Below are 18,692 nucleotides of genomic sequence, written 5' to 3'. Positions count from 1 at the left end.
TAACCAGTTGGGCACAATTTTTAAGATGAAAATTTTTTAGAATTTAATGAATTTGCAGAAATTACTATTAAAAAATCTTTAATTAGAAATGAAAATGATTAAAATAATAATCAAAGTATTAATTGTAATAATCTTAATTTTAATAGTACTAATACTTTCTTGGTATTTAGTAGGTATACTTCCAGAGGATTTTTCAAGAATAAAATTTAATGATATTAGTCCAATCTTAAGCATTATTACCATTGGTGCTCTTTTTGCCACATTTTTCCGGCAAGAAAAACAACATAGAGAAACTTTACTAACTCAAAAGGAACAGTACGAAAACCAAATTGATATAACCAGAAAAGAACACGCTTTCAATTATATAGATTCATTATTTGAGAAGTTTGAAAGAAACTTAGTTTTTAATTCCAAAGACATTCAAAATATCAATAATAATATTGTTTTAAGGTGTCAAGAATATTTAAATAATCTGAATAAAAGTAGAAGTAAAGAAAAAGAAGCAAGAGAAGAAGCTGCATTAAGTCAAAGCAATGAATTTTGGACAGTTCAAGAAATTGAAGCTGATCTTGAATCAGATTTTGATGAGCTAACTATTTATATTTCGAGATTTAATTTTTTATACAATGAGATAAAAAATCAAAAGTATCTTGACGATGAAATAAAGACAGTTTATATTCAGAATTTGAGAAAAGATTTTGAAAATGTTTCATTTAAAATGGCTATTAACTTTATAAACAAAAATCAAAAAGATTTAAAATTCGTAAAAAAAATTCTTGACGATTATAAAATTAATACTGAAGCATTTAACTAAAAAAACAGTGCCCAACATCGGTTAAGCGCAAATAGCGGGTATTCAAATGAAAAGTGTAATTTTAGAGACCAAGTAACAAACAACAAAACCGACAAGAACGCGTCCCTACTCCACGCTACTTGCCTTAACCAAGACCGTTGGCTGCAAGCATAAACAAAATATAGTTTTAATGAACAGAATAATATTGATCGGAAATGGGTTCGATTTAGCTCATGGATTGAAAACATCATTTTCCGACTTTTTAAATTTTTATTGGGATAACATTTTTAATGAGATATCATTAACTAGAAAACTAACAAGATTTGAAAATGAAAATATTGTTATTGATCAAATTCCAATGACCTTCATTGAAGGAGAAAATCAATTTGAAACAATAAGAATTTCCGTTGAAAATGCAAGGACAACATTAAGATGGAAAAACCATCTTTTGAAAGCTATAACTGTAAAAAATAATACGGAAAAATGGGTTGATATTGAAAATGAATATTACCAGTTACTAGTAGAAAGTTTTAAGGAGCAAAATAACAATTACAAAATTTCAGAATTAAATCAGGATTTTGATCGTATTAAAAATTATCTGAACAAATACATAACACAGATTGAAAATAATGCTAAAATCGAAAATTCATCCTGTAGAGCACAAATTACATCTAAAATATATTCAAGATTTGAATTTAAAGATTTTACCGAAAAAGCAATTAATGAAAAAGCAAAATTAGAATTAAACAAAGCCAAAGAAAATTTTAAAAATGCCCAACCAGATGTATTTGTAAGAAATAAATTGAGTGAAGTAGAAAGAAGATTGATTGATAAATTAGGTTCGGAAGATGACTATCTTATGATAAGAAAATTATTGACGAGTGATTCTGCTCCTAACTATTTTAAATTATTTCCGGATAATATTCTCTTCTTAAACTTTAATTATACAAAGTCACATAAACATTATATAAATCCCAACACAGTTTACTTTAACAACCTAGACAATAATTTCAACACTATTTCAATTCATATACACGGCACAGTATATGAAAAAGAATATAATCCAATAATTTTTGGATTTGGAGATGAGATTGACCAAAATTATAAAACAATCGAAAATCTAAATGATAATAGATATTTAGAGCATATTAAATCTATTAAGTATTTGGAAACAGATAATTATAAAAAGCTATTAGAATTCATAAATAGTGATCAATACCAAATATTTATTTTTGGACATTCTTGTGGAAACTCAGACAGAACATTATTAAACACCCTATTCGAGAATCAAAACTGTGTTTCAATTAAACCATTTTATTATAAGAAGCAAAATGGACAAGATAACTTCAGTGAATTATCAATGAATATTACGCGAAACTTTAATAATAAGGCAGTGTTAAGAGATAAGGTTGTAAACAAAAAGTTTTGTGAACCATTATGCCTGTCAGCCAACAACGGTTATCACAAATAACGGGTAGCTTTTCAACGAAAATAATTAAATTAACCAACAATTAAAAACTAAGCCGACAGGTTCGCGTCCCTACTCCCGCAACTTGTGTTAACCGAGACCGTTAAGGTGCAATTAGGGTCCTCTTCATTTGTTGCAGTTTGAATCCAAAAAAGAAAGAATAGTTGGAAATGATTAGTGAAATTTTCTTCAAGCTTTCGATTGTCATCGTTGAAAGTTCACTTTCAAAACGTTTGGCAACGTTTAAAGCTTGCTTCAAGTTAAAAGAAATAAAGGAGAAATGAACTAAGTAAAAACCCCACTTATTGTTTCATTTTTTTTGGATGCCCTTATAGAACAACGCATATCCTAAACGATGGATATGAGCAAGTTCTAACGGTTCAAAAAACTCAGACTAAGGAAAGATGCCCCTAACTACGTTACTCACTCTACCCTCTGGATGTAACTGCACCTAACGGCGTATATAAATAATAGCGGTATTGAGATGAAACCAAAATTATTGTATAAATTTAAAATTCAGTAAAGCTGAATAATATAGTATTTTAACTCCGCAACTATTCATATACGCATACGTTGTATGTAATTTTATATGAGAGGATATCAATTTAAAGGAAAACTTACTCCAAAATTAGCTTCAGAAGGAATAAGACTTGCGAAAGAGAATGCATTTAATCTACTTCAAGATTCTAAGTTACTATTTGAAAACGAAAGGTATCAAAGAAGTGTTACTTTATCGATTCTTGCAATAGAAGAACAAGGGAAAACAAATATTTTGAGAGGTATTCTACTTGAAGATGACCTGAAAGTATTAAATAAAGAATGGCAAAATTACAGAAAGCACACATCTAAAAATACTATGTGGATATTTCAAGATCTTTTTGACTCAGGAGCAAGAAAAATGGAAGATTATAGAACCTTGTTTGGATCTAACATGACTCATACGAAAGATTTAGAAAATATCAAACAACTTTCCTTGTATACGGACATTTACTCAAAGGGTGTATGGAGTTTTCCAGAAAAGGTTATTGATAAAGATTTAGCAACTGAAATTCTTGAATCTGCGAAATCCTTAATACGAAATGATAAACTTGGAATTGACAGCGAGAAAGGTTTAGAATTATGGATTAAACATATGCGCCCAGTCTGGAAAAAAGCAAATCTTGAAGAAATGAAATTAGCAATTTTAAACTGTTATGAAGAGGCAGAGGAAAAGGGTATTATTGAAAAAGGTAGAACTAATGATATGAAAAATTTCGTTAAATAAAACTACACACAACATCGGTTAAGCCCAAATAGCGGGTATTCAAGTAAAAGTTATATTTTAGTCATCAAGAAACAAACAACTAAGCCGACAAGTCCGCGTCCCTACTCCCGCAACTTGTGTTAACCGAGACAGTTGGCAGCAATTTCAGAGATATACTGCAAAGAACAAAGTTTTAAAATGAATGGCAATCATTCAACAATAATAGAAAATGAAAAATTTTCCCATAACATTTGTGATTCTGATATTGATCTTGGCTTCTTGCTCTACTAATAAAAGGCTTCTCGAACCAAATAAAACTAGATATGATAAAATAGAATTCAATATTGAAAAAGATCTAAATAATGATATCAGCGAAATTATTGAGGTTATAATTTATAAGGAACATTTGAATGTTTCAAAAGACAATTTAAACACTACTAAACTCTGTAGTGAACTAAAAAAAATAACAATAGATGTTCCTATTGAAGATAATCAAGGTGTAATTCCTCCAGCAGCACCTGGAAATCGTTACATAACAACTATTTTATATGACCATATAAGTGACGAAATACTTTTTTCTAAGAAAGATTCTTCCTTCATATTATCTCAAAATTCTAATCCTAAAAGAATCAAAATTGAAAGAAAAATTACAGAAAGATTAAACACGACGACTTTTCAAAAGGAACTAAAAAAAATAAAAAATGGTGAAGATTACGATTTTTATGAAATGTCAATACCAATTTTTTCTTTAGATAAACAAACGGCATATATCGAATTAGATTATCGATGTGGACATCTTTGCGGAAATGGAAGAGCTTTTTATTTGAGAAAAATTAATGGTAAATGGAAGATAATCGAAGATTTCAGAACTTGGATAAGTTAAAAAAACAGCTGCCAACAACGGTTATCACAAATAACGGGTAGCTTCTCAAAGAAAATAATTAAATTAACCAACAATTAAAACCTAAGCCGACAAGTTCGCATCCCTACTCCCGCAACTTGTGTTAACCGAGACCGTTACCTATCATTTTTATGAAGACACATAAAATACATATTACCGAAAAACAAATTAAAGTTTTAGAAGAGTTATTGAAAAAAGATGTTTATATAATTAGTGCGCCGAGTTTAAATATTTCTACGGAGGATAAAATAATGGAATCTAGTTATTTCTATATGCCTTACTTATCAGAAAATATAATAGGTTCTAAACAACTTAAGACTTTTAAATTCAGGAGTATATTCGATGAGGAAGATGATGTTGATTTTTTTAGGATGGAGTTTGCAATAAAAAGAAATGAGAATGAACTAAAAAACAAATTTGACCAGTATGTTTTTCAAAATATGAATTCTTCAATTTCATTCGCTCCTTCTTCTCCTATAGAGAAAATTCAAGTATTAACTTATAAGTATATTTATGAATCAACAAATCCTACAATAGAAAGTGTCAAGGTGGATTATGATGACGCATTACTATTCTTTCAAGAAAATGGGAAAAGGTTCATGTTAGCATGTGTTCATTCGTGTACATCATATTCGCAATTTATAAGAAATGATACTACGATAAATGAAAAAATTAAAGATCTATACATTAGAAAAGAGATAAAAAACGATAGGTAACATCGGTTCATCGCAAATAACGGGTTTTATCGAAAAAGTGTAATTTTAGAAACCAAGAAGTAAATTGGTTAAGCCGACAAGTCCGCGTCCCTACTCCCGCAACTTGCGATAACCGTAACCGTTGTAGCAAATTTTGAAGCAACCTTTCGTTATCAAAATATCTATTATATTAATAACAAATGATATAATTATGAAAAATGTATTATGGATTACAATCTTATTCTTATTTGTATTAGGATGTAGTAAGGATGATAATTCCAGTCCAAGACTGTTAGGAACTTGGGAGCGATCATATGAACCTGTGGCAGCAGAAATTGAAGGACTTAACGAAGGAGATTATTTAATAGTTTCCCAAATTAATTTTTCTTCCAATAATACTTATACTTCGTTGTTGTTCATAATCGATAAAAATAATCAAGAAAAACTTGGATATTTTTCTAAAGAAATCGGAACCTACAATGTTGACAATAATATGATTAGATTAAAATATAACAGCTGGGCTTCTAATGAAGAAAATTATTTTGAGAGTGTTCCTTTAGAAAACCTAATCTTAATAAAATCAGATATTGAACATAGTCGTAGTTTTTACTTTGAAAATAATGAACTACTATTAGGTTGCGGTGAATTACAAAACTGTGCTCTAATTCCTTATAAAAGAGTTATTCTAAAATAATCGGAGAAACTAAACTTGCAATACCATTGACTATAGTAACCGAATTCTAACATGCTATCTAACTTAATAAAGAAGAAAATGAAAAATATTATACTTATTGTTTGTTCAATATTACTATTTATTGGGTGTTCTAAAGAAATAACAGATCAAATTTCATATAAAATAATTGATGAAAGTACTTTAAGCTATGACGAAGAAAATAAAATTCGTAAACAGTTTTTAGTATTTGAAAATGAAAATGATTGGAACGATTTTATTCCAGAAATAGAAAGAGTGAATCCAAACCAAGCAGAAAAATTGAAAAATTTGAATTTTGATTTTACCAGTAACGATTTGATAATCGTAATCGGTGAATTTTTTAATTACTGCTGTAGTGAAATAAAGATCAACAAAGTTTATAAAAAAGATGGAAAAACTATGGTTGATTTCGAGGAAAGCGGACCAGGAATGGCAACAGCACTCAGTCAAGCATATTTAATTTTAGAAGTTCAAAAAAACTTTTAAAACAAATTTTAGTTTACAAAACTTGCAACAACATCGGTTAAGCGCAAATAGCGGGCATTCCAATGAAAAGTGATAGTTTAGACACCAAGTAACAAAACAACTAAGCCGACAAGGACGCATCCCTACTCCACGCTACTTGCCTTAACCAAGACCGTTAGCTATCATTATTAAGCAAACCTTAAATTCTATGAATAAAACAAGATTTTTGATAATTATTGTAATGTTCTATAATATTACATTGATTTCTCAAAATGTCACCTATAATCATCTTGTAGATTCTTCCAATGTAAAAACACAGGAAGTAATTAGATTAATTGAGAACTACATCAAATCTGAACCCAACAAACTAGGATTCAATCAATTTTGGAATGAAGAAGATCAAAGAAATTATGAACACTATGACTTTTTAGAAAGTGAGTTCAAACCTTCTTTATATATGGATTTTCCTATACATGTTTTGAGTGTGAAATCAAATAATGATATATACCAATTGAAAGCACAATATTCTTTTTGTCAAGAAAACGGAACCCCTTATGTCTTAGCAATTGTGAACTATTATGCCAAACCTGAAAACGGTAGTTATAAACTATATAATGCACTTATAGAGAACAGAAAAAAATGGAATTATAAGAAAGTTGGGCTTATTGATTACTACTTTCCCAAGTATCACGAATTCAACATGGATAAAGCGGAGATAGCAAATGATTTTATTCATGAAATAAGTAAAATATTTGATGTAAAGCCTATTCCTTTTGAATATTATATGGCTGATGATTATGATGAAATACAGAATTTAAAAGGTATAGATTACTATATAGGAATGGGCGGTGCTAATATGCCTAGTGGAAAATCATCGTTTGATAAAATATATGGTAGCGGATTGGGCGAGGATTATTTGCATGAAATTTATCATGTTCAAATAGATCAACATTATCCAAATAAAAATTACTGGATCACTGAGGGACTTGCAACATACCTTAGCAATTCAAGTAGAGGCAAAAGTTTAAAATGGCACCAAGAAAAGATTTATAATTATCTAAAGAAGAATCCCAATGTCAATTTAAATAATTTAACTGATTATGTGAATTTCGATCAATATACAGATTATCATTACGCGCTAGGAAGTTTTCTTATTAAGAAAATTTACGAAAAAGGTGGATGGAAAATGATTAAAGAAATGATGAACAGTGGTACATCAAATGAGGAATTTTATGCTGCTCTCGAAAATTGCTTAGGAATTGCAAAATCTGACTTAAATGAATATATAAGAGAGAACTTAAAATTAGAATTTGAGTAAATAACGATAGCTAACATCGGTTAAGCGCAAATAGCGGGCAATATAGTGAAAAGTATTATTTTAGACACCAAGTAAAAACCAACAAAACCGACAAGAACGTGTCCATACCCCACGCTACTTGCCTTAACCAAGACCGTTAGCGGCAAGCATTATCGAAATTCGAATACAAATGATAAACTATTTAATCGAAATATGTATAGCAATTGATATAGCTATATTAGGAATTGCATATCCTATTTTAATTGATAAAATTTCAAATATTGGATCAAAATATTATTCAGAATATCTTACCAATATTTTTGATGCAGAATTTCCAAATAATAAAGTGTATAGGGGTTTTTCATTCTTCCAAATAATTTTAATAATTACACTTTTAAGTTTTATTTTCCAAATTTTTTGGATTCCAACAATACCTTATTTTACAGGTAATATTATAATTGATAACTCTGCTGATCTAATAGTTTTCTTTTTGACTCTGATACTGACAGGAACATTCCTTTATTGGTTAAATAGAATTATGCTGTTTCAGGGTAAGGCATCAGAATTGTTGAAATACTTAATATCAGAGTATAACAATCAACAACAAGATAACCAACATAAGACTTACCTATTAAAATCTATTAATGAGTTCGCTATTTATGCAATAAAACATCAGGATTTCCATTTGCAAGAATCATTAGTAAATTTCTATTCTTCCTTATTTTATCGCTATCGAGAAAACTTCGATCCTGAAGAAGGTCCGATTTATCCGATAGATCTTTATTTCGTTAATAATGAAATAATTGCAACATCTATTCATAATGAGAACCTAAAGTTAAAGGTCTTAGAACATCGTGCATCATCTGGGATTTGGTTGATAGGCGAAAATTTCAAATTCAGTAAATTATCAAACGAAACTTATAGATGGTTATGGAGAAATTTAGTTATATCTAGTAATCATAAAAAATTAATTTCGAATTACTGGAGCAGAGCTTCTCAAAATTTCAATTATAGTCTTTCAGCCTTGATACCAGAATATGAGAATGGAGAGATAGCTAATCAGAAAGAAATTGATAAAGTCAATATAGAACGTAAACAATTTTTGGAATTTAACTATGCTTTGGGTGGATTATTATTTTATCAGAAGGAATACCACGCATTGCAATACATACTATCATTCTCTCAATCACAACCTCCAAGTTATCCGCTTCTACCTCAGACAATGGATGAAATCTTCTCCTGGTTTGAACATTTCAGTAATGAGTTTAGAACTATGGATGAACCATTAGAGTTTAAATATTCCTTTCCAGAAATAGATAACTTGGGAATTAGCAATGACATTAGCAATAACATTTGCCTCTATATTTCCTTACTATTTATAAGACAGTTTACTCAACAAAAAATTTACGTCTATCAAAATTTTAGAATTTTTCACAATTTAACCGATGATTTACAGACTCTTTATTCATATAATGATAGACTACCATATTTTAGAAGTTGTATAGAACAAGTTTTAGGAAATAAAGAGTTGTTAAAAGACTTAGATTTTAAAATTAAGAGTGAAGAAGAAATTCTGGAAACCTTTGATAATTTAGATCAAAAGATCAAGGAAAAAATTGATCTTACCAAGTTAGGTGCTGGTTTATCACAAGAAAAGATTACAACATTTTATGATTCTACAAAAGAAATTATTACTTCTGCATTTAAAAAGTATAATGTAATCGGGAATGAAGAAAATTTTAAAGATGTAGATGATAGTATGGTTTCTTCAATAAATGGGGAATTAATCGTTTCAACCAAATCATCATTTACTGATAATGATATTCCTAATATTAATTTTGATACTATTTATGCAGAGAGTATTGCAAGATATAAGATCCAAAAATTTCTCCCTAATGCCTTTTTGGTAGCTAAGACTAATCGCTTTGTTTTAGAAAGAAACCAATTAATAGAAGGTTTAGACAGATTACTTAAAAAGTTGGATAATAAGATCATCGTAGCAATCAGACCAAGTTATGAATCCAAACAATTAATCGATAATTCCAAATACAAGAAAATTTTTATCGAAATACCCTCAAGCAACCATCATCTTAATGACAACTTTTTCATTTTAGATAAAAAAGATTTACCAAAGTTTGAATCAAAAGATTTATCAAAAACCGAAATAGAGAAATTTAATTTAAATCTTCTAAATGAAGAATATAAAATCTATTCAAACGTAATTGATATAAACCTGCCTAAAAATGAGGATTTGAAAGAAGAATATTTAACAAGTGATGATGAAGAATTAAAAGTGTTAATAGTAATCTCATTTATTTTTCTAATAAAATGGAGAAAGGAAAGGAAGATAATTATGCTAGCTCTAACAAGTCCGTTTAACGAAAGAGGTATTGTCGATAACATTGAGGATGTAATACCATTATAAAATGCCAGCCGCTAACAACGGTTATCACAAATAACGGGTTTTATCGAAAAAGTGTAATTTAGTATCCTAAGTAAGAAAATACTTAAACCGACAAGTCCACGTCCCTACTCCCGCAACTTGTGTTAACCGAGACCGTTAGCTGTAATCTGACCAAAAAAACGCAAATGGGAATATTTGACTTTTTCAAAAAAAATAAAGAAGAATCTGAAAATAAAAAAGCAGAAGTCCTAATTTTAGAGAAACCAAATTTTTCAAAAGTTAACATTGAGAAGTTGGAGGATTATTACGATTGGACAATAAATTATGGAGAGCGGAAATTGAACTTGGATTTAAACTTTGAAACCGATTCGACAAATCAAGCTGAATTAAATCAAATTATGGAATTCGTAAAAAAGATACCTGAATTTGACCACCAAAATCGGAATTACATAAAATCGGACTTTGAGCAAGACGTGAGTATGACATCGGACTATCTGAATTTCTACCTTGACGAACTTGATGAAAGTGAATTAGGTGGAATAATTGACTTGAAAAATCGAAAAAAATCGAGGAATAGTCTTTTAATGGAAGAACTGAACTTAATAAGAGTTGGAATTTATCCACAAGCTTCTTATTTCGCAACATTTGACTATTCGATTGACATTGATGGAGAACCTTGCAATCAGCTTTTAGTTTTGAATATTAATCAAGATGGAACTTTAGACTATATAACGTGGGAAAGTTGAAAAGACTACAGCTAACAATGTATATAAAAAATAGGCGAAACAGTAGTAAATTCAAGGCTTTTGGCTCTTATCAAAGTTTGTGCTTAGCCGAAAGTTTCGTGCTTCCAAACCGCCTACTTTTCATATACTAAACGTTGCCAGCAAGCAAAAAAAGCACTTAAATGAAACATTTTTTTAGAATATCATTATTCGTTTTTCTTTTTGTTGGATGTAAAGAACAAAAGATTGCATCTAATCAAGGAGTTGAAAGAACTGAATTAAATAATGATTTAATTCAAGAACTAAATAGAGTAATAGAAATTGATCAATTAGCAGCGAGTAACGCTTTTCCACCTGAAAATTATTCTGATTATTCTCAAGAAAAGTGGAATTTATTTAAGGACAGTATTTATAAATCTCACCAAAGATTGATTGTTGAAATAATCGAAAAAAATGGATATCCAGGTTACAGTTTAGTAGGTAATCAAGGTTCTAATATTGCATTTATAATTGTGCAGCATTCCGATCACGACCCTGAATTTCAAAAAGAATATTTAGAACAAATGAAAATTGAGGTAGAAAAAGGAAATGACACAGCTTCCAATTATGCTCTTTTAACAGATAGGTCAAATCTTAATACTGGAAAAAAACAAATTTATGGTACTCAAGTCGCTTATAACTTCAAAATATCTCAAGCATACCCAAAAAATCTAAAAGACAGTTTAAACGTGAATGAAAGAAGAAAAGCTATTGGACTTGAACCATTAGAAGACTATTTGAACAGAATGTCGGAAATGAATTTTGAGATGAATAAAAAAATTTATTTGAAAAATGGAATAACAAAACCAACATTATATAAAACTGACTAAATGCCTGCAGGCAACAACGGTTATCACAAATAACGGGTTTTGTCGAGAAAGTTTAATTTAGTATCCTAAGTAAGAAAATATTTAAACCGACAAGTCCGTGTCCCTACTCCCGCAACTTGTGTTAACCGAGACCGTTGTAGCCAATGCGGACATTGAACATTCAGCTTAAAAACCAAATTTCTAAAAACGAAAATCCCAAATTTTAAAACCAATATTTATCTTTAGATAAATTTATACCTCAATGAATAAGTCAGTTTTCGAAATTTCAAAAATGGATTGTCCTTCAGAAGAAAATCTGATAAGGATGAAATTAGATGAAATCTCTAGTATTAAAAATCTTGATTTCGATATTCCGAATAGAAAATTAACAGTATTTCACGAAGGTGAAATTCAATCTATAGAAGAATCATTAGACGGACTAAAATTAGGAACCAAAAAAATTAAGACGGAAGAAACCGACCAAACAGAATTTGAAACAAATGCTCAACAGAAAAAATTACTTTGGTATGTACTAGCTATAAATTTCATCTTTTTTATATTGGAAATGACAACCGGTATAATTTCTAAATCTATGGGATTAGTTGCCGATAGTTTAGATATGCTAGCCGATTCTTTTGTTTATGGAATAAGTATTTTCGCTGTCGGTGGTTCTGTTGTAAAAAAGAAAAAAATTGCAAATTTAGCTGGTTATTTTCAAATCTTACTTGCATTAATTGGATTTGCAGAAGTGCTTAGAAGGTTTTTTGGAAGTGAAACTCTTCCTAACTTTCAAACAATGATTATCGTTTCAATTTTTGCTTTAAGTGCGAATGGAATTTGTTTATTTCTACTGCAAAAATCTAAAAGCAAACAAGAAGCTCATATGCAAGCAAGTATGATTTTCACTTCAAATGATGTAATAATAAATGTAGGAGTTATAATTGCTGCTATACTTGTTAAATGGTTGAATTCAAGTAAGCCTGACTTAATTATTGGAACAATTGTTTTTATTCTAGTAGTTCAAGGTGCTATAAGAATTTTAAAAATAGGCAAGTAACCGCACTGGCAACAACAACGGTTATCACAAATAACGGGTTTTATCGAAAAAGTCTAATTTAGTATCCTAACAAGAAAACAACTAAACCGACAAGTTCGCGTCCCTACTCCCGCAACTTGTGTTAACCGAGACCGTTGTGTGTAATTTTTATGTAAAATTTACTATTAAATTTGAAACAGAGCATTGTGAAAAAATCATTGGATACATATGAAATTTTAATTTTAAAACAGATCGTATATTTATATTATCCATCAAATTTATCGGCAACGAAGAAAACAGATGATTATATTAAAACTCAAGAATTTATAAATCTAAAAGCTTCAATAAATAGTTCTTCTAGAAAAGAAAATCTGGAGAAATTAGAAAATGAAATTTCTGTAAAATTTAATGAATATAAATTTCAAAAGGTTTCATTGGATAATTGGCTAGATCGAGCTGAATGCTATTGGTTAGACATCATTGTTGAGAATAACCTCTTACGATATAAACTTCAATTGAGTAAATTAATCCCATATTTTACACTATTTCTAACAGAAGTAAACCTTGATTCCGATAATAGAATTTTTGAATCTCCTCCAAAAATTATTACAGAAAATCAATATTCACAAAAATCAAAGGATTTGGTTACAAATTTATCGGAATACATAAAAGTAAATTTCGGATTAAAACCATTTAATTTGAGTTGGGACAACTATATTTTAGAAGATATAAGTTTTCAAGATTTTGATTTTGGAAATTTCACATTATACAACGCATTTTTTTCGAACAATTTAAAATACTAACCATGAAAAAATTTTATTTCGCAATTGCATTAATATCAACTATAATTTTAGGCATAATTTTCAAAGAAAAATTTTTAACTATAAATCTAAGTGACACTTATTATGTAATCAACTACTCTTCACTTGCCATTTTAGTAGGAATTGGTATAATCATACTATTTGGATCACACCACTTTATCAAAAAATCTGTTAAAATCATGAGATAACATTTTTTCTTATTAAACCATATCATATTTATAGTACAAAGGAGAAATTTGTTTAGTCCTTTCTAAAGAATATAGTTTTGACTAAAAAACTACACACAACAGCGCATAACTCAAATAAGCGGCACCGTTAGAAAGAAAATAATTATCTTGACCAACAAATCAGGTCTACGCCGACAAGTTCGCATCCCCTACTCCGCCAACTTGTGTTATGCGCGGCCGTTGCCCACAATATGAACAAAGATTCTAGTCAAACTAAAGTATAAACTGTTTAACTAACCAGGAACCAACTTTGATGTAATGAAACCTTATTGTTATATATATCCATTACTGTTTATTTTTTTCATTTTCTCGTGCAAGGAACAGGAAAAAGGAAACGGTAGATCTGATCTAAAAAAAGAGGAAGCAAAAATAACAAACGATAAAATTTTGTTAGTTTATAATAGATCTTCGATACCCGAGGATTCATTAAAAATAGAATTAATTTACAATTCCTCATTGGACACTCTTAAACTTTCAGAAAAAGATAAGAGGTATACTTTTCTGTACTATACTTTTGAAAATATTAACCTAGAAGATTTGGAAAAAAGTATAAAAGAAGATGATTGGTCACAAATAAATAAAAACCATATTCAGTCATATGTGTTAGATACAGCAATGACGGCTGAGATTTATTACAAGCCTAAAACGAAATATGTGAATGTTATTAAGGGAGTTATTGATGATATTATCTTTTTGCAGGAATACAATGAAAAAGGTGAAACCCGAATGATTCATCATATAACCAAATTTGAAGAGAATATTGATGATTATTAAAATTCTGGTTTTAAATACTGTGGGCAACATCGGTTAAGCGCAAATAGCGGGCATTCCGATGAAAAGTGTTATTTTAGAGACCAAGTAAAAAACAACAAAGCCGACAAGTTCGCGTCCCTACTCCACGCCACTTGCCTTAACCAAGACCGTTGTACACAATTTTAGAATATGACCCGAAAATTTTACTTTTATTTTATATCTATTATTTTAATCTTTACTTCTTGTTCAAGAAAAATAAATCCTAATGAAGGATATGAACAGATAAAGAGCAAAAATTCAGTAGACTTATTTGAAGCAAATAATTCAATTGCAAAAGAAATTAAAGTAAATGCCGATTTTAAAGATAAGCTTTCTCTGGATGATTCCATTTTGTATTATAATGACTCAATTAAATCCAATTATAAAAATTTTACTTTTGATCTAAAAGCCGACAAAAAATATAAAATAAAAGTAAGTAGTTTATGTAATTGTGCAGGTCTTAAAAAATATATATTTATTCCTAAAATTGCTACAGGGAATGTAAATAGTAGAATTAATCTGGAATTAGATTCTACTTATTTTAACTATGAAAAAGGACCTTTGACTTTAAACAAAGTTTGGAGTTTAAAATCTAATGGATTAACTGAGAATACTACTATGGAATTTTTATTATTCTCCGACAATGAAAAACTCTCTGAAAATGTGTTTAAGTTTATTGTGACATCATTTGGAGCAATTCCCGTAAATATAAAATCAACCCTTGTAGGTAACTTTATAATAGAAATTGAGGAACACTAAAACTGTGTACAACAACGGTTATCACAAATAACGGGTTTTATCGAAAAAGTGTAATTTAGTATCCTAAGAAAGAAAAGAACAAAACCGACAAGTTCGCGTCCCTACTCCCGCAACTTGTGTTAACCGAGACCGTTGCCAGCAATATTGACTCGTCCTGAATAAAGGCTACATAATTCTAAACAGTTATGTATAAAAATGACAGAGTAACCAGACGTTACAGTGAACCATTCAAATTAAAAATTTTATCAGAACTTAGTACTGGGAAATACACAAAGTATGAACTAGGCAAACTCTATGGGATTGCTCCTTCCACCATCAATGAATGGATCAGAAAGTATGAACGTAAAGACCTAATGAACACAAGGGTTATGATAGAAACAAAGGATGAAATAACACGGATCAAAGCACTCCAAAAAGAGATTGAACAGCTTAAAAAACTACTCCTTAAAAAGGATATGGATCAACTTGTCGATGATGCATACTTGGAAGTAGCTGCTCAAAAACTAGGCTACAAAAGTGTCTTGGAACTTAAAAAAAAACTAAATATCAAGCCTTAATCATAGCAAAGGAAAAAGCTAAGGGATTTGCTTCGTTAACCAAAATATGTGATTGTTTTGAACTAAAGCGAGATGCTTATTATAAGTATAAATGCAGAGCTGATAAGCGAAAAAAGGTTGAACAACATATAATTACCATCGTTAAAAGACGACGTAAATCCCTTCCTAGAGAAGGCGTGAGAAAGCTTATGAAATCCCTAGGACAGGATTTTGAAAAACAACACCTGAAAGTGGGTAGAGACACCCTGTTCAATGTTCTTAGAGAACATAAAATGTTGACATTAAGAAAAAAGTACAGTGCCAGAACAACCAATTCGTATCACAGGTTTTATAAGTACAATAACATTATAAAAGATCTAAAAGTAAACCGATCTAATCAAGTTTGGGTATCGGACATTACGTATATCAGAACTCTAAAAGGATTTTGTTACCTAGCACTCATTACAGATATGCATTCCAGAAAGATTGTGGGTTATGACCTTAGTGATAGCCTAGAACTTAAAGGATGCGTGAGAGCACTTAATAAAGCGATTTACCAAGCCAAAGACATCAAAGGGCTCATACACCATTCAGACAGAGGGATACAATATTGCAGCAATGTGTATACTCAAATCCTTAAAAGAAAAAAGATAGCTATCAGTATGACTGAAGAAAATCACTGTTACGAAAATGCAATGGCAGAACGCGTAAATGGGATCCTGAAAGATGAATTCTATCTCGATCAGGTCTTCACAAACAAGGAACACGCGAAAAGAGCAGCAAAAAGTGCCATTAAATTATATAATGCAATTAGATTACATTTATCTTTAGACTATCAAACTCCAAATATGGTATATAAATTAACAGCGTAAAATCAATTTTAACCTGTAGCCATATTTCAGGACAAGACATTTTTAAGAAAATGATAAATTTTAAAGTTCCTAGATATTGGATACAAAGAAAAAGTGGAAGTCGAAGTTATCCAAATGAGATTGAAAACTGGTTCTCTGAGGATTTCGATAATTATTTCATCTATCATCATCCGATTTTAATTGATTTAGATATTCAAAATGGTCGTGAATCTTCTCGCGACGAACTAGGAAGACCTAAAAATAAACGTGTCTTGACATTTAACCAATTCAAAAAGGAATTTTTAAAAGAAGGAGAAGACTTTAAAGATTATTACGATTACGTTATGTATCAGGTCCGAAACAAAGATACGAGACCAAATTATTTATGGGGAAGTGAAGAAGGTTCTAGTATTTATTTTAATGATATTTTAGAACTCTTAAGAGTATTCGATTCAACCCTTCAAACAAAAGTATATTGCCATTATGATGTTTTAAGAAAAATTCGAGGAAATATTGAAAACAATGACTTACCGTCATTATATTTTACAAAAATAGAACAGATTAAAGATATAGCTTCAAATTTTTCAAATCTTTCCCCAGAATTTGTGCTTGAAAAAAATAAAAAATGGTGTTTCACTACTTTATATGATGATTCCAAAACAGCCATTGGCTGTGATAATAATACTGCTGTAAAATTGATTCGAAATGCACATTTAGGAATAGAAAGGATAAAAACTGTACACAACAACGGTTAATCGCCAATAAGCGGCACCGTTACTAAGAAAATAATTATCTGTACTTTCCTGAAATAGGTTGACTAAAAATTAAACCTTTTAGCACTATACCTAATGAAAGAACAAAATCAACACTGTCGAAAAACTTCCTACAAAAAAGTAGGATACGATCTTAAGCTGGTTATCATCGATCAGATCCAAAATGCACAGATCTCTATCAATCATGCTTCCGATAAATATCAGGTTTCCAGAGCTTCCATCTATTATTGGTTGAAAAAATACAGTACTTTAGAACAAAAGAAACAAGGGATGAGCTAGAAAGATGAGATCAAGAAACTCAAAGAAAAAATAGAGGAATTAGAGTTTGTAAAAGACTTCCAACAAGACATTATTGCTGACATGGAACTTATTACCGGAGTTGATATGTCAAAAAAGTCATTGCCCAAAACATTAGCAGACGAGATCGAAAAAAAGAAGCAAAACCGTTTAAAAGAAAATGGTTGATTCAATGTTTTGGGGTTTCCAAACAAGCTTTTTATAAGCGGTTAAAATCTCATCAGAACAGGCAAACAGAGCAACAGCTAATTATTCGACTCATCAAAGAGTATCGGAGTCAGTATGGACTGCGTACCGGTGGAATTAAACTGTATCAGGAATTAAAGGCAGATATGAACCGACTCGGTATTAAAATAGGAAGGGATAAATTCTATCGAGTAATGCGAATGAATAACCTGCTCGTTCCTAAATTAAAGCGGTTCCACAACACAACCGATTCAAAACACCGGTTCTTTAAATACAAAAACCTGGTAAAAGATAAAATGCCCACCAGGCCGGAACAACTTTGGGTAAGCGATATCACTTATATCAAAACGCAGAACGGACACAGTTACTTGGCATTAGTCACAGACGCCTATTCTAAGCAAATTATGGGTTATAAATTGGCAAGCCATATGAAGACATCACTTTGCATCGATGCCCTTAGAATGGCTATTAAAAATAGAAAATACAAGAATCAGAAACTCATCCATCATTCCGATCGTGGAATTCAGTATTGCAACCCACTATACACCAGCTTTGCTGAGGAAAACGGAATAATCATGAGCATGACTGAGAAGTACGATCCCTACGAGAATGCCGTAGCTGAGAGAATCAACAGAACCCTTAAATATGAATATGATTTAAAACGAACTATAAAAAATACTAACTTAGCAAAGAAGATGGTCAAACGAGCTGTTGAGATTTACAACAACAAAAGACCCCATTTTAGTCTCAAATTGAACACCCCTAACTTTGTTCATTTGAATAGAAATGTAGACTATCATTCCTACAAAAGGAACAAACAAAATTTAGAACTATTGACCATTTAACCTGTCGAAAATTAGATC

20 protein-coding genes are annotated in these 18,692 nt (G+C 30.2%); all 20 read left to right on the top strand.

Going from position 1 to position 18,692, the window contains the following annotated elements:
- The first annotated feature begins 88 nt into the window (after positions 1–88).
- The 20 genes from BLT84_RS09030 to BLT84_RS08935 all read left to right on the top strand — a co-directional run bounded on the left by BLT84_RS09030 (position 89) and on the right by BLT84_RS08935 (position 18,674).
- Positions 89–814: a hypothetical protein gene (locus BLT84_RS09030; RefSeq protein ID WP_091264740.1), complete on the top strand. Its 726-nt coding sequence runs from the start codon at positions 89–91 to the stop codon at positions 812–814.
- A gap of 169 nt (positions 815–983) precedes the next feature.
- A complete protein-coding gene (locus tag BLT84_RS09025) occupies positions 984–2,264 on the top strand; it encodes an AbiH family protein (RefSeq protein WP_091264737.1) in 1,281 nt (426 codons plus the stop codon).
- 586 nt (positions 2,265–2,850) lie between these two features.
- Positions 2,851–3,525, top strand: a complete 675-nt coding sequence (locus tag BLT84_RS09020; protein WP_091264734.1) for an AbiV family abortive infection protein — start codon at positions 2,851–2,853, stop codon at positions 3,523–3,525.
- Between the two features lie 208 nt (positions 3,526–3,733).
- A complete protein-coding gene (locus BLT84_RS09015) occupies positions 3,734–4,387 on the top strand; it encodes a hypothetical protein (RefSeq protein WP_091264731.1) in 654 nt (217 codons plus the stop codon).
- A gap of 149 nt (positions 4,388–4,536) precedes the next feature.
- Positions 4,537–5,121, top strand: a complete 585-nt coding sequence (locus tag BLT84_RS09010) for a hypothetical protein (RefSeq protein WP_034890588.1) — start codon at positions 4,537–4,539, stop codon at positions 5,119–5,121.
- Between the two features lie 190 nt (positions 5,122–5,311).
- A complete protein-coding gene (locus tag BLT84_RS09005) occupies positions 5,312–5,794 on the top strand; it encodes a hypothetical protein (RefSeq protein WP_157717923.1) in 483 nt (160 codons plus the stop codon).
- A 78-nt stretch (positions 5,795–5,872) separates the two neighbouring features.
- Entirely contained in the window at positions 5,873–6,298 is a 426-nt protein-coding gene (locus tag BLT84_RS09000) for a hypothetical protein (protein ID WP_156100690.1), read from the top strand.
- 187 nt (positions 6,299–6,485) lie between these two features.
- Positions 6,486–7,595 (top strand): hypothetical protein, encoded by a 1,110-nt coding sequence (locus tag BLT84_RS08995; RefSeq protein ID WP_156100689.1) that lies wholly within the window; start codon positions 6,486–6,488, stop codon positions 7,593–7,595.
- A gap of 169 nt (positions 7,596–7,764) precedes the next feature.
- Positions 7,765–9,999 (top strand): hypothetical protein, encoded by a 2,235-nt coding sequence (locus tag BLT84_RS08990; RefSeq protein ID WP_034890575.1) that lies wholly within the window; start codon positions 7,765–7,767, stop codon positions 9,997–9,999.
- 164 nt (positions 10,000–10,163) lie between these two features.
- Positions 10,164–10,724 carry a DUF2004 domain-containing protein gene (locus BLT84_RS08985; RefSeq protein WP_034890570.1) on the top strand — a complete coding sequence of 187 codons (561 nt, stop codon included), beginning with the start codon at positions 10,164–10,166 and terminating at the stop codon, positions 10,722–10,724.
- Between the two features lie 161 nt (positions 10,725–10,885).
- Positions 10,886–11,572, top strand: a complete 687-nt coding sequence (locus BLT84_RS08980) for a DUF6624 domain-containing protein (RefSeq protein WP_051931221.1) — start codon at positions 10,886–10,888, stop codon at positions 11,570–11,572.
- 241 nt (positions 11,573–11,813) lie between these two features.
- Entirely contained in the window at positions 11,814–12,608 is a 795-nt protein-coding gene (locus BLT84_RS08975; RefSeq protein ID WP_091264724.1) for a cation transporter, read from the top strand.
- Positions 12,609–12,793: 185 nt separating this feature from the next.
- The gene (locus BLT84_RS08970; protein ID WP_156100688.1) at positions 12,794–13,390 is read left to right on the top strand and encodes a hypothetical protein; all 597 of its coding nucleotides are present in this window, start codon (positions 12,794–12,796) and stop codon (positions 13,388–13,390) included.
- Between the two features lie 503 nt (positions 13,391–13,893).
- Positions 13,894–14,409, top strand: a complete 516-nt coding sequence (locus tag BLT84_RS08965; protein ID WP_034890521.1) for a hypothetical protein — start codon at positions 13,894–13,896, stop codon at positions 14,407–14,409.
- A 168-nt stretch (positions 14,410–14,577) separates the two neighbouring features.
- On the top strand, positions 14,578–15,186 hold the full coding sequence (locus tag BLT84_RS08960; protein WP_034890519.1) for a hypothetical protein: 609 nt from the start codon (positions 14,578–14,580) through the stop codon (positions 15,184–15,186).
- Positions 15,187–15,371: 185 nt separating this feature from the next.
- Positions 15,372–15,743 (top strand): transposase, encoded by a 372-nt coding sequence (locus BLT84_RS08955; protein WP_034890511.1) that lies wholly within the window; start codon positions 15,372–15,374, stop codon positions 15,741–15,743.
- Entirely contained in the window at positions 15,743–16,594 is an 852-nt protein-coding gene (locus BLT84_RS08950) for an IS3 family transposase (RefSeq protein WP_051931220.1), read from the top strand. Before BLT84_RS08955 ends, BLT84_RS08950 begins: the two co-directional genes overlap by 1 nt.
- Before the next feature lie 50 nt (positions 16,595–16,644).
- Positions 16,645–17,328 (top strand): hypothetical protein, encoded by a 684-nt coding sequence (locus BLT84_RS08945; protein ID WP_034890507.1) that lies wholly within the window; start codon positions 16,645–16,647, stop codon positions 17,326–17,328.
- 93 nt (positions 17,329–17,421) lie between these two features.
- Positions 17,422–17,625, top strand: coding sequence for a helix-turn-helix domain-containing protein (locus BLT84_RS16225; protein ID WP_231556188.1), 204 nt, complete (start codon positions 17,422–17,424; stop codon positions 17,623–17,625).
- 182 nt (positions 17,626–17,807) lie between these two features.
- A complete protein-coding gene (locus BLT84_RS08935; RefSeq protein WP_034890505.1) occupies positions 17,808–18,674 on the top strand; it encodes an IS3 family transposase in 867 nt (288 codons plus the stop codon).
- Positions 18,675–18,692 lie beyond the last annotated feature (18 nt).

The sequence above is a fragment of the Gillisia sp. Hel1_33_143 genome (genome assembly GCF_900104765.1).
Taxonomy (GTDB): domain Bacteria; phylum Bacteroidota; class Bacteroidia; order Flavobacteriales; family Flavobacteriaceae; genus Gillisia.
The sequence above is the reverse complement of the archived record's forward strand: the minus strand, read 5'-3'. Positions and strand labels throughout refer to the sequence as shown.